Below are 21,545 nucleotides of genomic sequence, written 5' to 3' on the forward strand. Positions count from 1 at the left end.
AGATGATGCGTTTACCTCCATTACATTATCTGTTTTACCCCAACAGATGGTATGTTTTGAGCAATTACATCGTATGTTTTACTTCAAAAGAAGATATGTTTTCAACAATTTCATACCTTATTATACAAAAAGAGAGGAGCAACTTACGTTACTCCTCCCATTGTCTTCTTCCCGAACTTAAATCAGGATTACGGTTACAAATATACTACATTGAAACACCGAAATCAAGGATTCGGGCATTTTTATTCTTATCCCCAAGAAGGATTAGTTATTTTCCGGACGCAACTGACGAACCGTAACAGCAGTCTGCCACATTTCGCTTTCGCGCAACTGACGAAGTTCTTCGTTCAGTTTCTCACGGTAATCAGGTTGAGAGTTGCTGTCGATAGAGATCTGAGCCTCATTACCAGACTTAACGCTTGCATACAATTTCTGTACTACCGGCTTGATAGCATCGTGGAACGGAGTCATCCAGTCCAGAGCACCGCGTTGTGCAGTAGTAGAACAGTTAGCATACATCCAGTCCATACCATTCTTAGCGAATAGGGGCATCAATGACTGAGTCAATTCTTCTACCGTTTCATTGAATGCTTCTGACGGAGTATGACCGTTTTCACGCAATACTTCATACTGAGCCAACAGCAATCCCTGAATAGCTCCCATCAATGAACCGCGTTCACCTGTCAGGTCAGAAGTAGCCTCACGTTGGAAAGTAGTTTCAAACAAATATCCTGAACCTACACCGATACCCAATGCGATGGTACGATCCATAGCCTTGCCTGTAGCATCCTGATAAATAGCATAAGAAGAGTTCAAGCCACGGCCTTCGAGGAACATAGTACGCAATGAAGTACCCGAACCTTTAGGAGCTACCATGATTACGTCGATATCTTTCTGAGGAACTACACCTGTACGGTCGCTCCAAGTGATAGCAAAACCATGAGAGAAGTAAAGAGCTTTTCCCGGAGTCAGATAAGGTTTGATAGTAGGCCATACAGACATTACGGCTGCATCAGACAACAAGCACATAATGATAGTACCTTTCTCACAAACCTCCTCAATGCCAAACAGTGTTTCACCCGGTACCCATCCGTCAGCTATCGCTTTCTCATAAGTCTTACCCGGACGTTGTCCAACGATTACGTTGAAACCGTTATCGCGCAGGTTACATGCCTGTCCCGGTCCCTGTACACCATAACCGATCACTGCAATTGTTTCATCTTTCAAAACTTCACGTGCTTTTTCCAAAGGAAATTCTTCGCGGGTCATTACATTCTCAGTAACACCGCCAAAATTCAATTGTGCCATTTTCTTTTTTAGTTTTTTATTTGTGGCTTGCGCCAGCTAATGATTAATAAAATTATTTCTCTGTAAATATCACTTTCGAACGACAAACGACTTCGCTGCCATTCTTTTTCACTTCAATATCGAAAATTCCGTCTCCCAACTCATCTTTATAGAGCGTAAGCTCGTCACCGTAATAGCTCTCAGCTACATAGGCCATTTCAAAACGACGGATACGATTTTCTTTATACATCTCTATCGGAAACAAATCCATGATATGTTCGATGTAGCGGATGCTGTTCACATGTCCGTTGATGTCGATATCACTGTATTTAGCTTTCAGTGTAGCTACCGGTTCGGTAGAAGTCACTTTGATACGTGAAGGTTTCTCAATAGGGCAAGGTTCATCGCACACATAATCTACAATGCTACCTCCATGCAATGCCAGCAAATCGGCAGGCTTGCGGGTATTGAGGTTAATCATGGCCCATATGGAACGTGCATAACCAATCTTCCTTCCGTCTTTGTCCAACAGGGCAAAGTTACGATCTGTGAAAAGGCGGTACACATTCTCCACCCAAGTCCAGATGGTAAAGTCTTCATACTGAAAAGGCATTTCATCCAGTTCGATGGCAAGGCGGGAGAGTACCCATGTGTAGTTATCTTCATTCAGCGTAGCTATACCAAATCCACGGTCGCTGGCATGGAAGCCGGCACAGTTCAGCAAGTGATTGCCCAGCACCCCCATGGTGAGGCGTCCGGTGAAGTCCACGTGAAAGGGTTCCGCTACGAACTTGTATTTTCCTATCTTATCATTCTCACTCATTGTTTTGCTCCTTCTCTTTTTTCAAGCGATATTTCGTTTCACGGTCGGCAAGGTATTCGTTCACACGTTCGAAGCAGCTTGTGGTGATAGCCACACGTCCTGAACGGACAAACTGAAGTACACAATCAAGAGCACGCAGCTCGTCATAAAGATTAGTGATTTCTTCACCCATACCATTCTTCTCTACGATAGCAAACACAGCGTTCACCTCTACGATACGTGCATTATACTTACGGATCACTTTCGATACCTCCGGTTTTTCTTCCAGTATCGGGGTTGTTATCTTATACAATGCAATTTCGTGCTGATAAATCTCATCATCCGTAAAGTAGTGCGCTTGCAGCACATCTATCTTCTTGGTGATTTGCTTGGTCACTTTCTCAATGGTATCTTTATCCGTCCATGCGGTAATGGTGTACTTATGTACGCCCTTGATGGACGAAGCCGAAACATTCAGACTCTCGATATTGATTTGGCGACGGGTAAACACTGCGGTTACCTGATTCAGCAAACCGGCGAAGTTCTCCGAATGAACGATTATCGTATATAATGTCTTATCCATATTTCAAATTAAGAATTAAGAATTAAGAATGAAAAATTAAGAATGATGAATGATGAATGAAGAATTGCGGTGCAGAAACTGCATCTTTCATTTTTCAGTTCTTTCTTGAAATTCTTCATTCTTAATTCTTCATTATGTTAGCATTCCAGCAACATCTGGTTTACCGAACCACCCGGAGGTGTCATCGGCAATACATTGCCTTCTTCCATAACGCAGGCTTCCAATAGGAACGGCCCATCCGTAGCAAGCATTTCCTCTATTGCACCTTTCAGTTCTTCACGCGTCATTACACGGTGTGAAGGGATGTCGTAGGCAGAAGCTATCTTCATATAATCCGGATTCAGCATCGGAGTGAACGAATAGCGACGATTGAAGAACATCGCTTGCCACTGGCGTACATTCCCCAGGAAGTTATTATTCAGCAAGATCATCTTAACGGGAGCCTTCTGTTCCATAATGGTTCCCATCTCCTGAATGTTCATTTGCAAACCACCATCACCCATAAATACACATACAGTGCGGTCGGGACGTCCGAAAGTTGCACCGATCGCTGCAGGAAGTCCGAAGCCCATCGTACCCAATCCACCGGAAGTTACAATGCTACGTTCCTTACTATACTTAAAGTAACGGGCAGACATCATCTGATTCTGACCAACATCAGTAACCAATACAGCTTCATGATTCGTTGCCTCACTTACGGCACGGATCACTTCTCCCATACTCAAAGATTTGCTTGCCGGATGCAATTCAGGACGGATCACCTTTTCTTCCTCCACTTTCTCGTAAGGTAAGAAGCTATCCAACCATTCCTGGTGAGTAGCAGGTTTCAGAAGTGCCGTAACGGCAGCAAGAGTCTCCTTACAGTCACCCAACACGGCAATATCTGTCTTCACATTCTTATCTATCTCAGCAGGGTCTATATCGAAATGAATGATTTTCGCCTGTTTGGCATACGTATCCAGCTTTCCGGTTACACGGTCGTCAAAGCGCATACCTACGGCGATAAGTACATCGCACTTATTCGTATTGATGTTCGGTCCCAGGTTGCCATGCATACCCAGCATACCTTTATTTAAAGGATGTGCGGTAGGCAAAGCAGAAAGTCCCAACAGCGTACAACCGGCAGGCATTCCAGCTTTTTCAATGAAAGCGCGTAGCTCCTGTTGTGCATCGCCTAACTCAACCCCCTGTCCCACCAATACCAACGGACGTTCAGCGCTATTGATCAATTCAGCAGCCTGGCACACAGCCTCTTCATCCATTTCGGGAACAGGCTGGTAACTACGGATGTAATCCAACTTGGCAGGAGTATATTCACTTTTCTCTACTTGTGCATTCTTGGCAAAGTCCAATACAACAGGACCGGGACGACCGCTTTTTGCAACATAGAAAGCGCGGGCTACAGCCCAAGGCACATCTTCGGCACTACGTATCTGATAGCTCCACTTCGTGATAGGCTGCGTAATACCTACCAGGTCAACTTCCTGAAAAGCATCCGTCCCAAGGAATCCTGTACCTACCTGACCGGCAATTACTACCAAAGGGGTACTGTCTATCATAGCATCTGCGATACCTGTTATCGTATTTGTCGCTCCGGGACCACTCGTCACCAGACAAACACCTACTTCGCCTGATACGCGGGCAAAACCTTGCGCGGCATGAGTAGCACCCTGTTCGTGTCGAACCAAGATGTGGTTCAATGTCTTCCGGTGGTCGTATAAAGCGTCAAATACCGGCATGATGGAGCCACCCGGATATCCGAAAATGGTCTTTGCTCCCTGATATTCCAAGGAACGCATCAATGCTTCAGCGCCTGTTATTATATCTTTCATTCTATTAATGGATAATGGAATTCTATTTCATTTGTCAATTCTCGGTTAATCAATCAGTCTCACTGCACCCTTATCGGCAGAACTTACCATACTGGCATATGCCTTCAAGCTCTTTGAAACTTCGCGTTGACGGGTGACGGGAGTCATCGGGCGGGCAGCTAGTTCCTCATCCGTCAGTTTGACGTTGATAGCACGTCCGGGAATATCAATCTCGATGATGTCACCATCCTGAATCTTACCGATATTACCTCCGGCAGCCGCTTCGGGAGAAATATGTCCGATACTCAATCCTGACGTACCGCCACTGAAACGACCGTCCGTAATCAGTGCACATTCCTTGCCCAGATGGCGCGATTTGATATAAGAAGTCGGATAGAGCATTTCCTGCATACCGGGACCGCCTTTCGGACCTTCGTGTGTGATGACCACAACATCACCGCTGACCACTTTTCCAGCAAGGATACCATCGCAAGCAGCGTCCTGTGAATCGAACACTTTAGCAGGACCCGTAAATTTCCAAATGCTTTCATCCACACCTGCCGTTTTCACTACACAGCCATCCTGAGCGATATTACCTTTCAGTACTGCCAGACCACCGTCTTTGCTATAAGCATGTTCCAGATCGCGAATGCAACCTCCGGCACGGTCAGTATCCAATTCTTTATAATAGACATCTTGCGAACCCAGTACCAGATTGAACTTTCCGGCAGCTGCGCTCTTATATTTCTTCACAGCTTCTTCGCAAACATTCGGGCTGGTAATACCGTATTTGTCGATTACATCCGCCAGCGTCATACCGTCTACACGCTTTACGTTCGTATCGACTAATCCGCCTTTGGCAAGCTCGCTCATGATAGCGATGATGCCTCCGGCACGATTTACATCTTGAATGTGATACTTCTGAGTATTCGGAGCAACCTTACACAGACAGGGAGTCTTACGTGACAGCATATCGATGTCATCCATACTGAAATCTGCCTCTGCCTCGTGTGCTACAGCCAGGAGGTGAAGCACTGTGTTGGTAGACCCCCCCATCGCAATATCCAGCGTCATGGCATTCAGAAAAGCCTGACGGGTAGCGATGCTACGGGGGAGCACACTGTCATCCCCATCTTCATAATATTTATAAGCATTTTCAACAATCAGTTTGGCAGCATCCTTGAACAGTTGTGTACGATTGGCATGAGTAGCCACAATCGTACCATTGCCCGGCAATGCCAGTCCGATAGCTTCATTCAGACAGTTCATCGAGTTAGCGGTAAACATACCGGAACAACAACCACAAGAAGGACAAGCATGTTGTTCTATCTGAGCCACATCGGCATCACTTACACTTTCATCAGCCGACTTAATCATAGCATCGATCAAATCCAGATGCTGACCGTTCCATTCACCGGCTTCCATCGGTCCGCCTGAAACGAATACAGTAGGGATATTAAGGCGCATCGCCGCCATCAACATACCCGGAGTAATCTTGTCACAGTTACTGATGCAAACCATCGCATCCGCTTTATGCGCGTTCACCATATACTCTACGCTGTCGGCAATGATGTCGCGTGAAGGAAGCGAATAAAGCATTCCATCGTGTCCCATCGCAATACCATCGTCAATGGCAATCGTGTTGAATTCGGCAGCAAAGCATCCCAGCTTCTCAATCTCAGCTTTCACCTGTTGTCCGATTTCGTGCAGATGCACATGTCCCGGAACAAACTGTGTAAATGAGTTGACAATTGCGATAATAGGTTTTCCTAATTGCTCCTTCTTCATGCCATTTGCCATCCACAACGCACGAGCCCCTGCCATACGGCGGCCTTGCGTGCTGAACGAACTGCGTAATTGGTGTTTCATCTTCAAATCTCCTTTTAATTAAAAAGCCTTCCTCACATATGGTGAGAAAGGCTCCTAAATTGATATCTTAACGTACGAATACATACACAACCTTTCTCACGCTCTTGATTCCAGGACCACGACGCGAATAATATGCAGGACTGCCAGGTTAATAGATGTATGTAAGTTCATAACTTTATTTACTTTACTGTTTTCGTTAATCGTGCTGCAAAGGTAAGGGCTTTTTTATAAACTCCAAACAATTTGAAGAAAAAAATGAGATTATTATGATTAATCGTAAGAAAACCCCGCATTAAAATCTTATTTTATCACTTATTCAAGGCAAATCTGAGTAATTCGCTACCATGAACAGGAATTATTCAAGAGGGCTTGAAGCATTTAATAATCTGAAAATTACAAGAGCTTACTCATTCGCCAACTAAATTATTCGTATCTTTGTCCCTTCCAAAAAGAAAAAACAGGAATTACTAACTTAAAACAGTAGGAATATATTAATGGAAACAGTAGAAAACAAGTACATTACCGTAGCTTATAAATTATACGCTATAGAAGATGGTGAAAAAGATTTCACCGAAGAAGCCACTGCAGAACATCCGTTCCAGTTCATTTCCGGTCTGGGTCTGACTTTAGAGTCTTTCGAAGATCAGGTGAAAGACCTGAAAGCAGGTGACAAGTTTGATTTCACAATCGCTTGTGCAGATGCTTACGGTGACTTTGACGAAGAACATGTAATCGACCTTCCGAAGCAAATCTTTGAAGTAGATGGTAAGTTCGATAGCGAACGTATTGTAGCCGGTAACGTAGTGCCTTTGATGACCTCTGAAGGTCAACGTATCAACGGAACCGTACAAGAAATTAAAGCAGACGTAGTGGTAATGGATATAAATCACCCCTTGGCAGGTTGCGACCTGAACTTTGTAGGTGAAGTAATAGAAAGCCGCCCGGCAACCAATGAAGAATTAGCTGAAATCGCTCGTATGATGAGTGGCGGTGGATGCAGTTGCGGTTGCGATAGCTGTGGTGACGGTTGCGGCGACGGATGCGGCGATCACGATCACCAGGGATGTGGATGCGGATGCAATCATTAAACAATTGACAGTTGACAATTGACAATTACTATGCAGCATACAGCGCAGTAACTGTCAATTGTCAACTGTCAATTGTCAATTCTTCCCTGTCATTATCTCCAGCACCAATTTATCCGTCTCATTCATTCCTTTCGATCCTATCTTGGTCAGATTACGGATACTCTGATCCACATCTTCATCAATAATACCTTCTACAGAAGTTACACAACGGTTTTCCATAGCCATGATGGCAGAAAGAACAGCGGTAGATACACCAGTGGTTACTTTCAACGCACAGCTGGGCTTCGCACCGTCACAAATCATACCCGTAAGGTTGGCTATCATATTCTGAACGGCATAAGCCACCTGGTCGTAAGTTCCTCCCATCAACCAAGTAATACCGCAACTGGAACCTGTAGCAGCAACCACACAGCCACATAAAGCGGACAAACGCCCCAAGCTTTGTTTAATGTAGATCACCGTCAGATGACTCAACATCAGAGCACGTATCAGTTCTTCTTCGGATTTATCATTCTCTTCAGCGTAAACCAGTACAGGCAAAGTGGCAGAGATACCTTGATTTCCACTACCGGAATTGCTCATTACCGGAATCATAGCCCCTGCCATACGAGCATCACAGGCACCTGATGTATAAGACAAAATATGTGAGAAGACACTATCTCCCATCACTTTATGTTCATAAGTACCACGCAACATCTTACCCAGACCATGACCATAGTTGCCTTCAAAAGAACGTTCGGCAGCCGCCTTATTCAAGCGGGCTGTTTCAAGAATAAAACTGATCTCATCCAGTGGAGTGTTCAGCGCAAAATCATAAACTTTACGTAAAGTCAGTTCCAGGCATTCCTCTTCTTTTTCACAGCTTGCAGTATGTTGTTTCTGAAATTGGACTTCTCCGTTACGTTCTATATATATAAAGGTGGTATGTCCTCCGGCAATCACAGCTGTTGCTTTATCATCTCCGGCCTCACAGCATACTTCAATATACAATTTCTCTTCAATATTCTCTTTCAACGAAATATGAATACGCTTTTCCTCAATGAAACGTTTCCCCTCTTCCACTACATCAGGCGTGCTGTCTTTTAACACTTCCAACTGATATTCTGATTTTCCTATCAGCGCACCCAAGGCAATAGCAATGGGTAAGCCAATCATTCCGGTACCCGGAATGCCTACTCCCATAGCGTTTTTCAGAATATTAGCACTTAGCAACACATTAATTTTTTCCGGCTTTGTCCCCAGTGTTTCTGTTGCTTTAGCTACGCACAATGCTACAGCAATGGGCTCTGTACACCCAATAGCCGGCACCACTTCCTGATGTATCAGGTCTATTATCCGTTTTCTCTCCGTTTCCGTTATCATTATTTCACTGATTTTAATGGACACAAATTTAGAAAAAATGTTTTTAATACGTGCGCAAAGTCTTCTATTTCAAAAAAGAAACTTAACTTTGCGCCCGAGTTTTACATTATTAATAACCAAAAACTGAATTAAATGAAGATTAAAACGCTAACCTCGTGTTTCTTTTTGGCATTTGCCATATCTTCTTGTATACAAGACGAAGCGCTTAATGCAGAAGCAGATATCGAAACATGTTCTGTTCCGGGAGGTGTATTAAACCGAGAACCGATCATTGGTAACGACGAAATCACCCTACCACTGAAAAAAGGAGCAGATATTACAAAATTAGCTCCTGAATTCACTCTTACGCCGGGAGCAACTATTGAACCGGCCAGTGGAACTATGCGAGACTTTACAGGAACAGATAAAAAGCCACTATTCTATACGGTCACATCAGAAGATAGACAGTGGACAAAACAGTACAAGGTAAGTGCCATGTATTCTGGTATTCCTACTAGTTTTCATTTTGAAGAAGCAATACCCGTAAATGATAAGAATGGGCAACCTATCTTTTACAATTTCCAGGAAACTGATGCTATAGGTAATTTGTTGAAATGGGCAAATGCCAATGAAGGTTTCAATTATACTGGAGTACAAGCTGCTGCCGATGATTACCCCACCAGTCCTTCTCCTAATGGAAAAGTAGGAAGTTGTGTAAAACTAACGACTAAAAGCACCGGTGACTTAGGTGCCAAATTAGAAATGTATATTGCTTCCGGGAATTTATTCACGGGAAGCTTCAAAATTGTAATTCCTGAAGTGGTGAAAGCAACCAAATTTGGAGTCCCCTTTAACCACGTACCTGTATCTCTGAAAGGTTATTATAAATACAAAGCAGGAGAAACCTTTACTGTAGCAGGGAAACCGGTCAGTGGAAGAAAAGATATGTGCGATATCTACGGCGTATTCTATGAAACAGATGCAAACCTGAATTCACTAGACGGTACAAATATCTTCACCGATCCGCACATTATATCTGTTGCACGTATCTCCGATGCAAAAGAAACAGACGATTGGACCTTATTCAATCTTACCTTCGTTAATAAACCGGGTAAAGAAGTTGATTTGGAAAAACTACAAAATGACGGTTACAACCTTGCTATCGTATTTGCTTCAAGTATCAAAGGTGATTTATTTGAAGGAGCAGTAGGAAGTACTCTATATATTGATGAGGTAGAATTAAGTTATATGCATTAAAGTCAGAACAAATGAAAAAGATTATAGTATTTATTTGCCTGTTGACACTAGTAAGCACTGTGAATATCGCTCATGCACAAGAAGAAAGAAATCACGGTATTATCTGGTCTTCACTGCATGGATTAGAATATGAAATAAAAGCCGGTATAAATATCGGTGGAGCTACTCCCCTCCCTCTGCCTCAAGAAATTAGAGCATTGACAGGATACAGTCCTAATATCTACCTTTCTATAGAAGGAAATATCACAAAATGGTTCACCAAAAAGAAAAATTGGGGAATGACATTAGGTATAAAGATTGAGAACAAAGGTATGGAAGCTGATGCTCGTGTAAAAAATTATAGTATGGAAATCATTGGAGGAGGAGGCGAACGTCTGTCGGGTAACTGGACTGGTGATGTAAAAACTAAATTCCGAGCTGCATACTTCTCTATTCCCGTACTAGCTACTTATCAGCTTAGTAATCGCGTCAGACTAAGTGCTGGTCCGTATATCTCATTCAAAACCAATGGAGACTTTAACGGATATGTTTCTGAAGGATATTTAAGGAAAGAAGATCCTACAGGTACTAAAGTGGAATTTACCGGAGACAACACAGCTCCTTATGACTTTTCTGATGATTTGCGTTCTTTCCAATGGGGCGTACAAGCCGGCGCAAGTTGGAGGGCTTTCAAACGTCTTACGGTACATGGAGATATCACTTGGGGATTAAATAATATCTTCAATAAAGACTTCCAGACAATCACTTTCAATATGTATCCTATTTATCTGAACGTTGGATTCGGATATGCTTTCTAAGGATATTCAGTAATAGAAAAATATAAGGCAATTAGTTCCTAATGAATTAATTGCCTTATATTTTTAGAATATTCTCCACCTCTCCCTTTACACTCTATCGCAGATACTTCCAAGAAATGATATTCTTGATAATACTAATATAGCAAAACCAATCTCCATAAATAGAACTACTACTTACTTTACAATAGTACACATTGAGATTACCCCCTAATAAAAAATCTCCTGCCTAGTTTAAGGCAGGAGATTTCTATTTATGAGATTTTCTATTGTTACAAGAAATTATTCCACAGCTAAATATTTCACGTACAAGCTACTCAAATCAGCTCCCATAAACTGGTCGCCCCATTTACTGGAAGTACATACAATAGCCAACTTATATTTCTTAGTTGCATCATATGAACCATTACCAGTTTCTTTGAAATCAACAGTTAATGTTTGATAATCACTCTTTGCTGTTCCGTCTGTTAATTCAGCTTTCAGAATAACCTTATCAGACGTATTGACATTCGTACCATCCAAAGCTTCATCATAGCTGCTCACCTCAAATAAATAAGCTGCTATAGAGCATTGATCTACTTCCTTATCATCAACAAGCACAGCATGATTCCTACCATCCTTTGTTACACTTTGATACACAGGTGAACCCGGAGTATATTTATAAGTAAAAGTAAACTTACTAGGCTTCTTGTTATAAGGCAAACCAAATTTAGTACTCTTCAACGTATTCGTAATATTAATGCTAAAAACACCAGAGAATAAAGTTCCGGCAGTTATTGCAGGTACCAAAGTAGGATTATTTCCTTCTTTTGTTAATGTTTTGAAAGTAGTTACCCGGGCAGCACCATCAGCAGCTTTCACTACAGGAAGTTTCGGATCATCAGGCATAATAATTCCCATTAAGGGCAATAAAGTAGCCGCATCATTAGAAGAAGTCAGACCTACCGGATCCTTTTCTCCCCATTCTTTCATATCAAACACCATAGTTGTAACAAAACGCTCTATCTTAATAAGAAAATCTTTAGTTGTATTAGGATCTTCTGCTACCATATGATATTTAATATAATCATCGCTGCCCTTCAATACGGAAAAGTCAATTGGCTGCTTACCATCTATCTGGTCCTGAGACAGACGCACATCGTCTTGACCGGCTACATGTACCAAAATGTACTCAACCGAACCTTTATCTGTCACTTTATAGCTAGGGGTTATCAGCAAATCTTTATCCGGAGTATTATCCCAAATCTTCAGTGTCAGAGCTGTAGTACCCGTCTTTTTCTGTTCCAGAACTGCATCACTTTCGATGATCATTTCTTCCATATTTATAGTCTGACTCTCAACTACACTTCCACCTTGGAAATCAACTTTTACTTTCAATCCCAGTGCATCAATATTAAGTTTTAAAGTCATATCTTCACCGATAATCGTACCATTCAGATCAGCGGTCACTTCACCGATAGGATCTTGTAACTTCAATATTCTGGCTTCTGCTCCAAAAGCATAGACCTCACCTCTTTTTACTACAGGAATAGTATCTACTGTGATATCACCCAGCTCAATTCCCTCAAAAGCAAAGTTCTTAATAGCTAATTTTATCATAGCTGTATCTCTTTGCTCCATTTTATAAGAATAAGGTTTGCTGATGTAAACACGCTGTTCCATTGTTACCGGATTAGGAATATTAGATACATTAATATCCATATCACCTTTATATACCTTTTTATAGAAAGAAGTTACGTTTACCGTATCACCTTCTATTTCCGTCAATGTCACATTAGCTGTCAACACCTTCTCATCAACCGTACCTTCTACTTTTACATTGTACCCAGATACATCATCTGAAACCTCTCCTTTCAAGGTACTGGCATAGATGCTCTTCGTTATTACAGAAAATTCAGCATTAGGTATTTTGAATTCAGTAACTCCAGGAACCACGTTAAATAAAACGATAGTTACTTTATCACTAGCATCCGATTTAGCAAGTTCAATTTTAGCATCTTGTGCAACAGCCCCCGCACCTTCAACTGCTAATTTGAGGTTCTCTCCAGAATATTCAGCTACTACATCCTCTACTGTAGGAGGAACTTCCGGCTCTTCGTCATCTTTACAAGCAGTGAATACACTCATTGAGCAGATCAATGCAAACAAATAAAATAAATTCTTCTTCATAATTCTGTTGTTTAGTTAATACAATCCTTCTCAACGAAGGCAACAATGTTCTATTTTTATTAAACAAGTTTACGCGGGCACAAAGAAACAGCTTATAATGCACATAAAAAAGGTCTGTTCTACATTTTAATGTTCCATTTTTAATTTTCTCTTTACTTATCTTCAATAGATATATAAGTATATTAGAACGTTTACCCAGAACAATATACAAATAAATAGAGCAAATTGTTCTTTATAATCCTTGTTGTTCAGTTAATAATAGCTTCCCAACACTGGATAGCCGTGCCTTTTCTTCATATCACTTTCGGGGTGCAAAATAACCGCTTTTTGCCACACCAAACAAGGTCAATACATTAATATTTTTGTCCTTTTTTTAATATTTTCTGTAATATCCCCCATTTATATAGGCATTTCTATACTTTATTTTATAGAGAATAGGATTATAAACCTCTCATACCAGTTCTTCCCCACTTTCACCCCACCCAGAACGCACTTGCTCCGTACCAAGTCCGTAGTTTCTCCGTCTAAAGGTACTTCTGACCGAAAAATGTACGGAGCAAGTACGGTTCAGATACAGTTCGGGTACGATCCTGGCACAATTCAACACAGGATAAAAAACACCTCATTCCATAAAAAAACAATATTTCTTCCTTCTCATGAGAAAAAATCCATAACTATTTGTTATCTTTAGGCATCCAAAAGCTTTTATTCAAAGGATTTGGCATGAATAAACCTTATACATAAACCATTAAAGCAAAAGATTATGTTCAACTCATTCGGCAACATTCTCCGCCTTACCAGCTTTGGGGAGTCACATGGTAAAGGCATCGGAGGCGTCATTGATGGATTTCCCGCTGGTATCCGCATTGACATGGATTTCGTGCAAGCGGAACTGAATCGTCGCCGTCCCGGGCAATCCCTCATCACAACGGCACGGAAGGAAGGTGATAAAGTAGAATTCCTTTCAGGTATCTTCGAAGGTAAATCGACAGGATGTCCCATCGGATTCATAGTATGGAACGAAAATCAACATTCCAGTGATTATGATAATATGAAGGAAGTGTACCGCCCCTCGCACGCGGATTATACATATAAAGTGAAATACGGCATTCGCGACTATCGCGGTGGCGGACGTTCATCGGCACGCGAAACCATTTCACGCGTAGTGGCAGGTGCGCTTGCCAAACAAGCACTCCGTCAGCTGGGGGTACACATTACGGCATATACCTCGCAGGTAGGCCCCATTCGTCTGGAAGAAAACTATACCGCTTATGACCTTGATCTTATAGATACCAATCCCGTACGTTGTCCGGATCCTGTAAAGGCGAAGGAAATGGAAGAGCTGATTTTCAAGATCAAGGGAGAAGGTGACACCATCGGAGGTGTAGTGACGTGTGTCATCAAAGGATGCCCTATCGGACTGGGACAACCGGTATTCGGCAAATTACACGCTTCGCTTGCCTCGGCCATGCTCAGTATCAATGCTGCCAAAGCATTCGAATACGGTGACGGATTTAAAGGCCTGAAGCAAAAAGGTTCGGAACAGAACGATGTATTCTTCAATAACTGCGGACGTATTGAAACGAAAACCAATCACTCCGGTGGTATTCAAGGTGGCATCAGCAACGGACAGGACATCTTCTTCCGTGTTGCATTCAAACCTGTAGCCACCGTACTTATGGAGCAACATACGGTCAACATAGATGGAATAGACACCACACTGAAAGCCCGCGGTCGCCATGATCCGTGCGTATTGCCACGCGCAGTACCCATCGTAGAGGCAATGGCCGCCATGACCATACTGGACTTTTATCTTATTGACCGTACTACACAATTATAAGAATGATAAAGTGGTAAAGTAATAGGGTGATAAAGTGACATCACCCTATCACTCTACCACCTTATCACCTCCTATCACTTTATTATATATATTTATGAACGAAATACAGAAATACATTTCAGAGAATGAACCCAAGATGCTGGAAGACCTGTTCAGCCTCATCCGTATACCAAGTATCAGTGCAAAACCGGAACACCATGATGATATGCTGGCCTGTGCAGAGCGTTGGGCGCAACTTCTGATTGAAGCCGGTGCAGACGAAGCATTGGTGATGCCCTCCAAAGGTAATCCGATTGTTTTCGGACAGAAGACAGTAGATCCTACAGCAAAAACAGTTTTGATATATGCGCATTACGACGTGATGCCCGCAGAGCCGTTAGAACTATGGAAAAGTGAACCTTTCGAACCGGAAATACGTGACGGACACATCTGGGCACGCGGTGTGGATGATGACAAAGGGCAAGCATTCATCCAAGTGAAAGCTTTCGAATACCTTGTGAAGCACGGTATGTTGAAGAACAATGTCAAGTTCATTTTCGAGGGTGAAGAAGAAATTGGCTCACCCAGTCTGGAATCTTTCTGTGAAGATCATAAAGAACTATTAAAAGCCGATGTCATTCTGGTATCCGACACCAGCATGCTAGGAGCGGACTTACCCTCACTCACTACAGGACTCCGCGGACTGGCATATTGGGAAATAGAAGTAACCGGACCTAATCGCGACCTGCATTCAGGACATTTTGGAGGTGCTGTTGCCAATCCCATCAACGTACTATGCGGCATGATTGCCAAAGTGGTAGATGCGGATGGACGCATCACGGTGCCCGGTTTCTACGATGACGTAGAAGAAGTGCCGCAGGCAGAACGTGATATGATTGCACACATTCCGTTTAATGAAGAAAAGTACAAAACCGCTATTGGCGTAAAAGAACTGTTCGGAGAAAAAGGTTACAGTACGCTGGAGCGTAACAGTTGTCGTCCTTCATTCGACGTTTGCGGCATCTGGGGCGGATATACCGGTGAAGGTTCTAAAACGGTACTTCCATCCAAAGCTACGGCAAAAGTATCCTGCCGTCTGGTTCCGCATCAGGACCACCACAAGATCTCGCAAATGTTTGCCGATTATATTCGGAGTATTGCTCCGGATACGGTACAAGTGAAGGTGACACCGATGCACGGAGGACAAGGTTATGTATGTCCTATCAGCCTGCCTGCCTATCAGGCCGCCGAGAAAGGTTTTGAAAAAGCATTCGGGAAAAAGCCACTGGCTGTGCGGCGCGGAGGAAGTATCCCTATCATTTCAACGTTCGAACAGGTACTTGGCATTAAGACAGTGCTCATGGGCTTTGGATTAGAATCAAATGCCATTCACTCACCCAACGAAAACTTCCCGCTCGATATTTTCAGAAAAGGAATTGAAGCGGTGGTAGAGTTTTATTTAATTCTTAATTCTTAATTCTTCATTTAAAAGTTGTCCTCAACACCTTGAACTCTGTACGACGGTTAATCGCATTACAAATCTCCTGCTGTTCCGGCGGGAGATTTTTTATAAACTCTTCTGTCAACACATCCCCCTCTTTCAGGAAAGGTGCTGATTTCAGCGTAAACTTGGTCACTGTTTTAGGTTGCTGTTCACCATATCCTTTCGGTGTAAGACGTTCCGGATCAATCCCTCCCTTAATAAGATAGCGTACAACAGACTCTGCACGGCGTTGCGAAAGACGAAGATTATAATCATCATTTCCTTTATAATCGCAATGCGCAGACAGTTCGATAGTAACATTCGGATTGTCATTCAGCAACTCTATCAGTTCATCCAGAGCCACTGTAGATTCTGACGTCAGATCAGCCTTATCAAACTCATAAAAAATATTCTCTATCAGTACAGGGCGGGTAATGGAAGATAACGGAAACTCAAGTTCATAGAGACGATCCTCATTAATATTTTCCGTTGCCATTTCTTCTTTGTCATTCAAATAGCCACGGCAGGAGGCCAGCAGGGCATAACGGCATCCCGGCTCGAGCTCTTGAGTGAAAGTACCGTCTTTCTTCACGTCTATCTTTAAATAAGTACCGTCATCCCCCACCAAAGTGACAAGCGCATCAGAGAGCGCATCTCCCTCCTTATCGTATACCAATCCTTTCAAGACATGATGTACCTCAGGAAACTCAAAACTATAAATATGATCCCAGCCACGGGCATCTCCACGGTTAGAAGAAAAGAAACCCCGATTGGGAGCACCGGGCTCAAAAGTCATACCGAAATCGTCACCCTGTGAATTCACCGGAGGCTGCATATTCTCAATACGCCATCGCCCCGTCAAGCTATCTGTTATAGCACGGAAGATATCCAGCCCCCCCATACCGGGATGTCCGGTAGAAGAGAAATACAAAGTACCATCCGGTGAAAAGCCAGGAAACATCTCATCAGCAGAGGTGTTTATTTCAGGTCCCAGATTGTCGACATAGCCGAAACCGTCGCGGGTTATGTTAATACGCCACAAATCCAACCCTCCCTGCCCACCGGGCATATCAGATACAAAATAAAGATAATCACCCGCAGGAGACAACGCCGGATGAGCGACAGAAGAAAGCGTATCATTCAGAATTACACATTTCTGGGGAGCTCCCCACTCTGCCCCGGCACGCTGAGAAACATAAATCTCGGCATAAGCAGGCGCATTGGGCAAGGTCCGGCAGCGGGTAAAATACATTGTTTTACCATCCGACGAAAAAGAGCAGGCCCCCTCTTCAAACTCACTATTCACTTCCGAAGCAAGCGGTTCAGGCTTCTGCCATTGTTTCTTTTCATTCCGTTTAGAATAAAATATATCAGCACTTTTCATCCCGGTAATACCGTTCAGGTCAGTACCTTTCGTTTCATTACGGGTAGAGGTGAAATACAAGATATCGGGATCATCTCCCGCATACATAGGAGAATAATCGCTCCGGCGGGAAACAAGAATAGGCACCCGTTTTACAATATACCGGGTAGGCTTCTTTTTCCATTCCTGCGCCAGACGACAAGAAGTGAGTCCGATTTGTGTCAGAGAGTCTTTACGTTCTTTCCCGGCAGGCAAGGTCTGTGCGTAAGCAAGGTAATTCTCATAATAAGGTATAGCCGCCGCATACTCACCATTCTTACGGAGCATTTCCGCCAGATAAAAATGAGAGAGAGTATCCGGATAACGATAACGGACAGCATTCATATAAGCGCCTTTAGCCTTCAATGTATAATTGATGCGACGGTAACAATCGCCTTGTTTATAGGCCAATACGCCCCGTTGCGAACGATCTTTCGGAGAAGTACGGGTATAGGCGGTTTTATAATGGCGGGCAGCATCAAAGTATTCACCACGAGCATAGCTTTGCTCTGCCTGGCGCAAACTCCGCCCCACTCCACAAGAAGTGAGAAGTAAACCGACAGAAAGGAAAAAGAAAAGAAAACGCCTATATAATCTCATGCTCCATTACTTTTCATTGCTCATTCTAATAAACTGAAAAATCGGCAGATTATTGTATCTTTCATCCCTTCTCGTTACATTTGCAGAAAGCTCAGATAGCCTGATGCTCTAAGAGCCTTTCAGACTATCTGTATCCTTATTCCGAATCAAACGCCTGACGAAACGTACATCCGTTCTTCCATTCGGAGCAACCGTAAGCGGTTTTACCTTTAATAATGGTTCCTTTGCCGCACAACGGACAAACTTGTCCCTCAACAGAATCTGTTTGAGCAGAACTTGTTTGAGCTACATCTGCCTGAATATTCCCTGTCTGCGAAGCACCAGCAACCGGTGTGACCGGTTTAGCTTCAGCAGCCTTTTTCCGCGGCTTACTCTGACGCTTAGGCTTGGAAGCAGCTTTTTCTTTAGCAGCTTTCCCGTTCTTATCACCGACAGTCGCTTCCTGCACAGCCTGCACAATCGTAATATGTCGGTTACTGTTATCTGAAAGCACACTCATCACAACTTCGGAAACCATCTGCTTCAGCTCCTCAAGAAATTGTGCAGCATTATATGTTTTCTTTTCAATCTCCCGGAGCTTCTTCTCCCAGATACCTGTCAGTTCGGCAGACTTCAACAGTTCTTCATGGATAATCTGAATAAGTTCGACACCTGTGGGTGTGGCAATCAGGTTTTTCTTTTCCTTGCGGATATAATTGCGCTTGAACAAAGTCTCAATAATTGCCGCACGCGTAGACGGCCTGCCGATGCCATTCTCTTTCAAGGCATCCCGCAATTCATCGTTATCCACCAGTTTACCTGCGGTTTCCATGGCACGCAACAAGGTAGCCTCTGTATAAGGACGAGGCGGTTGCGTCCACTTCTCATATAAATCAGGTACATGGGGTCCGCTTTCACCTTTCACAAAAGCAGGTAATACATTCTCTTCTTCTCCCGGGTCTTTTTCTTCTTGCGACTGTGTCCCCGGAGTTCCGAATATAACTCTCCATCCCGGTTCCAGAATCTGCTTACCGGTAGTCTTGAATTCAATCTCCTCAACCGCACCCAATACCGTAGTAGTGGCAAACTTACAATCCGGATAGAACACTGCAATAAAACGACGCGCTATCAGATCGAATACGCGACGTTCCATATCCGTCAGGTTCTGCGGATATTGCCCTGTAGGGATAATAGCATGGTGATCCGTTACCTTTGAATTATCAAAAACTTTTTTTGATTTCAGCAAAGTATTACCATCCAGAGGTGTCGTAAATGCAGCGTAGTCACGCAATCCTTTCAGAATGCCCGGACATTTCGGGTAAATATCATCACTCAGGTAAGTGGTATCTACACGCGGATAGGTAGCCACCTTCTTCTCATATAATGACTGAATGATTTTCAGAGTTTCATCAGCAGAATAAGCAAACTTCTTATTACATTCCACTTGTAGGGAAGTCAAATCAAAAAGACGGGGTGGAGCTTCTTTCCCTTCTTTCTTGGAGACATCCGTAATTGTAAAAGGAGAGTTTCTGATTTGTTCCAGCAGAGCCATACCTTGTTCCTGACTGGCAATGGGGTCTATTCCCCGGTTTTCCTCTTCCTTCTTGGGTTTCTTTCCGGCAGCAATAGCTTCCTTATTTTTCTCTGCTTCCAGAATCAGTTCTTCTTCACTCTTCCTGATTATGGCGGCGAAGGTAGTATCCCGATATACCGTCTTCAATTCCCAATATTGCTTGGGGACGAAATTCTGTATCTCCAACTGGCGGTTTACGATGAGTGCCAGTGTAGGGGTCTGCACACGTCCGATGGAGAGAACTTGTTTGTTCTGCCCATACTTCATGGTATAAAGTCGCGTAGCATTCATTCCCAGCAACCAGTCACCGATAGCACGGGATAATCCGGCCTCATACAAAGGCTGAAAGTCAGAAGCATCTTTCAGTTTGGCAAAACCTTCACGGATGGCCTCTTCCGTCAATGACGAAATCCACAGCCGCTTCACCGGACAGCGTGCCCCGGCTTTTTGCATCACCCAACGCTGAATCAATTCTCCCTCCTGCCCGGCATCACCACAGTTGATGATCATATCGGCTTTCTGCATGAGGGCTTCTATCGTATGGAATTGTTTTTCGTAAGTGGGATTGCTGATGAGCTTAATTCCAAAGCGGGGCGGTATCATGGGAAGGCTTCCCAGACTCCATGATTTCCAGTTCGGAGTATATTCGTGCGGCTCTTTAAGCGTACAGAGATGACCGAATGTCCAAGTCACCTGGTATCCGTTCCCTTCAATGTATCCGTCTCTCCTATCTTTCGCTCCTAATACATCAGCTATGTCACGCGCCACAGAGGGCTTTTCGGCAATACAAACTATCATTCATCTCTTTTTTTAGTTTGGCAAAGGTAATGCAAACTGAAAACAGAAACAAATTTATTTGCAAGATGTCAAAAATTCCTCATATATATATCGTACCTTTGCGCACAATCATTAAATTGAAAACACAATGGAAAAAGAATCATTCGATTATTCAAGAGTTCCCCATAACTTTGGTCTGTGCGCGACAGCAGATTGCCCTCATGCCGACACTTGCCTACGCCGGATTGCGTATAACCATACTCCGGCAAGTGTTACTTTTCCACCTACACTGAACCCGAAAACAATTGAAGCCATGGCAGGAAAGTGCGAATATTACCGTTCCAACCAAAAAGTGCGCTATGCCAAAGGTTTTGTCCGCACCACGGAAGCACTGGCTGTCAGCGCATCAGGAACGTTCCGCTACGGGCTGATAGGCAGTTGGGGAATCAGACGATATTATCAAAAACGGAAAGGAGAAACTTTACTGTCGCCTGCCGAACAACAAAGAGTGACGACGCTGGCCAGGAAATTGGGCTTGCAACAGGAAGAGTATTTTGATAGCTATGTAGAAGAATATAACTGGTAGCAAGGCGACTGTCGTCCGGCATACAACGGACAGGCAAGCAGCATCTTACAAACTAACAGCCGTGCCCCGGCAGGTGAATGAATTTCACCTTACGAGGACACGGCTGTTTCTTTTCATGGTAACTTGGTTTACCCCAAATGGTAACTCCATTTACATACCGAGGTAAAGGTCGTTACATACCGAGGTAAAGAGCGTTACAATAAGTGGTAAAGGTCGTTACATCCAGCGGTAAAGGCTTTTACATCAGGATGCAAATAGGATGTAAATGCAACACACTAATAATTAGCACACTAAGCAAAAAGCCCTTTCACCAATAAAACCAGCA

General features: G+C 43.3%; 15 protein-coding genes. 6 read left to right on the plus strand and 9 right to left on the minus strand.

All coding sequences use genetic code 11. The annotated features are described in order from the left end of the window. Positions 1–264: 264 nt before the first annotated feature. The 5 genes from ilvC to ilvD all read right to left on the minus strand — a co-directional run bounded on the left by ilvC (position 265) and on the right by ilvD (position 6,352). Positions 265–1,308 (minus strand): ketol-acid reductoisomerase, encoded by a 1,044-nt coding sequence (ilvC, locus tag VYM24_RS25035; protein WP_330941134.1) that lies wholly within the window; start codon positions 1,306–1,308, stop codon positions 265–267. A 52-nt stretch (positions 1,309–1,360) separates the two neighbouring features. Then, positions 1,361–2,110, minus strand: a complete 750-nt coding sequence (locus tag VYM24_RS25040) for an acyl-[acyl-carrier-protein] thioesterase (protein ID WP_291553074.1) — start codon at positions 2,108–2,110, stop codon at positions 1,361–1,363. Further along, positions 2,103–2,672, minus strand: coding sequence for an acetolactate synthase small subunit (gene ilvN / locus VYM24_RS25045; protein WP_007210376.1), 570 nt, complete (start codon positions 2,670–2,672; stop codon positions 2,103–2,105). The genes VYM24_RS25040 and ilvN overlap by 8 nt, the downstream gene beginning before the upstream one ends. Before the next feature lie 137 nt (positions 2,673–2,809). Further along, positions 2,810–4,504, minus strand: a complete 1,695-nt coding sequence (gene ilvB / locus VYM24_RS25050; protein WP_291553072.1) for a biosynthetic-type acetolactate synthase large subunit — start codon at positions 4,502–4,504, stop codon at positions 2,810–2,812. A 45-nt stretch (positions 4,505–4,549) separates the two neighbouring features. Beyond that, positions 4,550–6,352 carry a dihydroxy-acid dehydratase gene (ilvD, locus tag VYM24_RS25055; protein WP_044153287.1) on the minus strand — a complete coding sequence of 601 codons (1,803 nt, stop codon included), beginning with the start codon at positions 6,350–6,352 and terminating at the stop codon, positions 4,550–4,552. A 494-nt stretch (positions 6,353–6,846) separates the two neighbouring features. Between ilvD and VYM24_RS25060 the strand changes: the two genes are divergently transcribed. Then, a complete protein-coding gene (locus tag VYM24_RS25060) occupies positions 6,847–7,440 on the plus strand; it encodes an FKBP-type peptidyl-prolyl cis-trans isomerase (protein WP_330941135.1) in 594 nt (197 codons plus the stop codon). 75 nt (positions 7,441–7,515) lie between these two features. On the opposite strand, the gene VYM24_RS25065 is transcribed toward VYM24_RS25060, so the two are convergent. Then, positions 7,516–8,802: an L-cysteine desulfidase family protein gene (locus VYM24_RS25065; RefSeq protein WP_291553066.1), complete on the minus strand. Its 1,287-nt coding sequence runs from the start codon at positions 8,800–8,802 to the stop codon at positions 7,516–7,518. A 132-nt stretch (positions 8,803–8,934) separates the two neighbouring features. Between VYM24_RS25065 and VYM24_RS25070 the strand changes: the two genes are divergently transcribed. Beyond that, entirely contained in the window at positions 8,935–10,038 is a 1,104-nt protein-coding gene (locus VYM24_RS25070) for a PCMD domain-containing protein (RefSeq protein ID WP_330941136.1), read from the plus strand. 11 nt (positions 10,039–10,049) lie between these two features. Beyond that, positions 10,050–10,835, plus strand: a complete 786-nt coding sequence (locus VYM24_RS25075) for a porin family protein (protein WP_291553062.1) — start codon at positions 10,050–10,052, stop codon at positions 10,833–10,835. Between the two features lie 279 nt (positions 10,836–11,114). Here VYM24_RS25075 and VYM24_RS25080 read toward each other — a convergent pair whose 3' ends face one another. Beyond that, positions 11,115–13,001, minus strand: a complete 1,887-nt coding sequence (locus VYM24_RS25080; RefSeq protein ID WP_299088751.1) for a PCMD domain-containing protein — start codon at positions 12,999–13,001, stop codon at positions 11,115–11,117. 763 nt (positions 13,002–13,764) lie between these two features. On the opposite strand from VYM24_RS25080, the gene aroC reads away from it, so the two are divergent. Together aroC and VYM24_RS25090 are read left to right on the plus strand one after the other, a co-directional pair. Further along, a complete protein-coding gene (aroC, locus tag VYM24_RS25085) occupies positions 13,765–14,841 on the plus strand; it encodes a chorismate synthase (RefSeq protein ID WP_291553057.1) in 1,077 nt (358 codons plus the stop codon). Positions 14,842–14,935: 94 nt separating this feature from the next. After that, entirely contained in the window at positions 14,936–16,297 is a 1,362-nt protein-coding gene (locus tag VYM24_RS25090) for a dipeptidase (RefSeq protein WP_330941137.1), read from the plus strand. A 4-nt stretch (positions 16,298–16,301) separates the two neighbouring features. On the opposite strand, the gene porE is transcribed toward VYM24_RS25090, so the two are convergent. Beyond that, entirely contained in the window at positions 16,302–18,305 is a 2,004-nt protein-coding gene (gene porE, locus VYM24_RS25095) for a PorE family type IX secretion system protein (protein ID WP_291553053.1), read from the minus strand. A 136-nt stretch (positions 18,306–18,441) separates the two neighbouring features. Then, on the minus strand, positions 18,442–20,655 hold the full coding sequence (locus VYM24_RS25100) for a DNA topoisomerase 3 (protein WP_291553051.1): 2,214 nt from the start codon (positions 20,653–20,655) through the stop codon (positions 18,442–18,444). Between the two features lie 127 nt (positions 20,656–20,782). Here VYM24_RS25100 and VYM24_RS25105 point away from each other — a divergent pair, with 127 nt between their 5' ends. Further along, entirely contained in the window at positions 20,783–21,220 is a 438-nt protein-coding gene (locus VYM24_RS25105; protein WP_291553038.1) for a DUF6078 family protein, read from the plus strand. Positions 21,221–21,545 lie beyond the last annotated feature (325 nt).

The sequence above is a fragment of the Bacteroides sp. MSB163 genome (assembly GCF_036416795.1).
GTDB lineage: Bacteria > Bacteroidota > Bacteroidia > Bacteroidales > Bacteroidaceae > Bacteroides > Bacteroides maternus.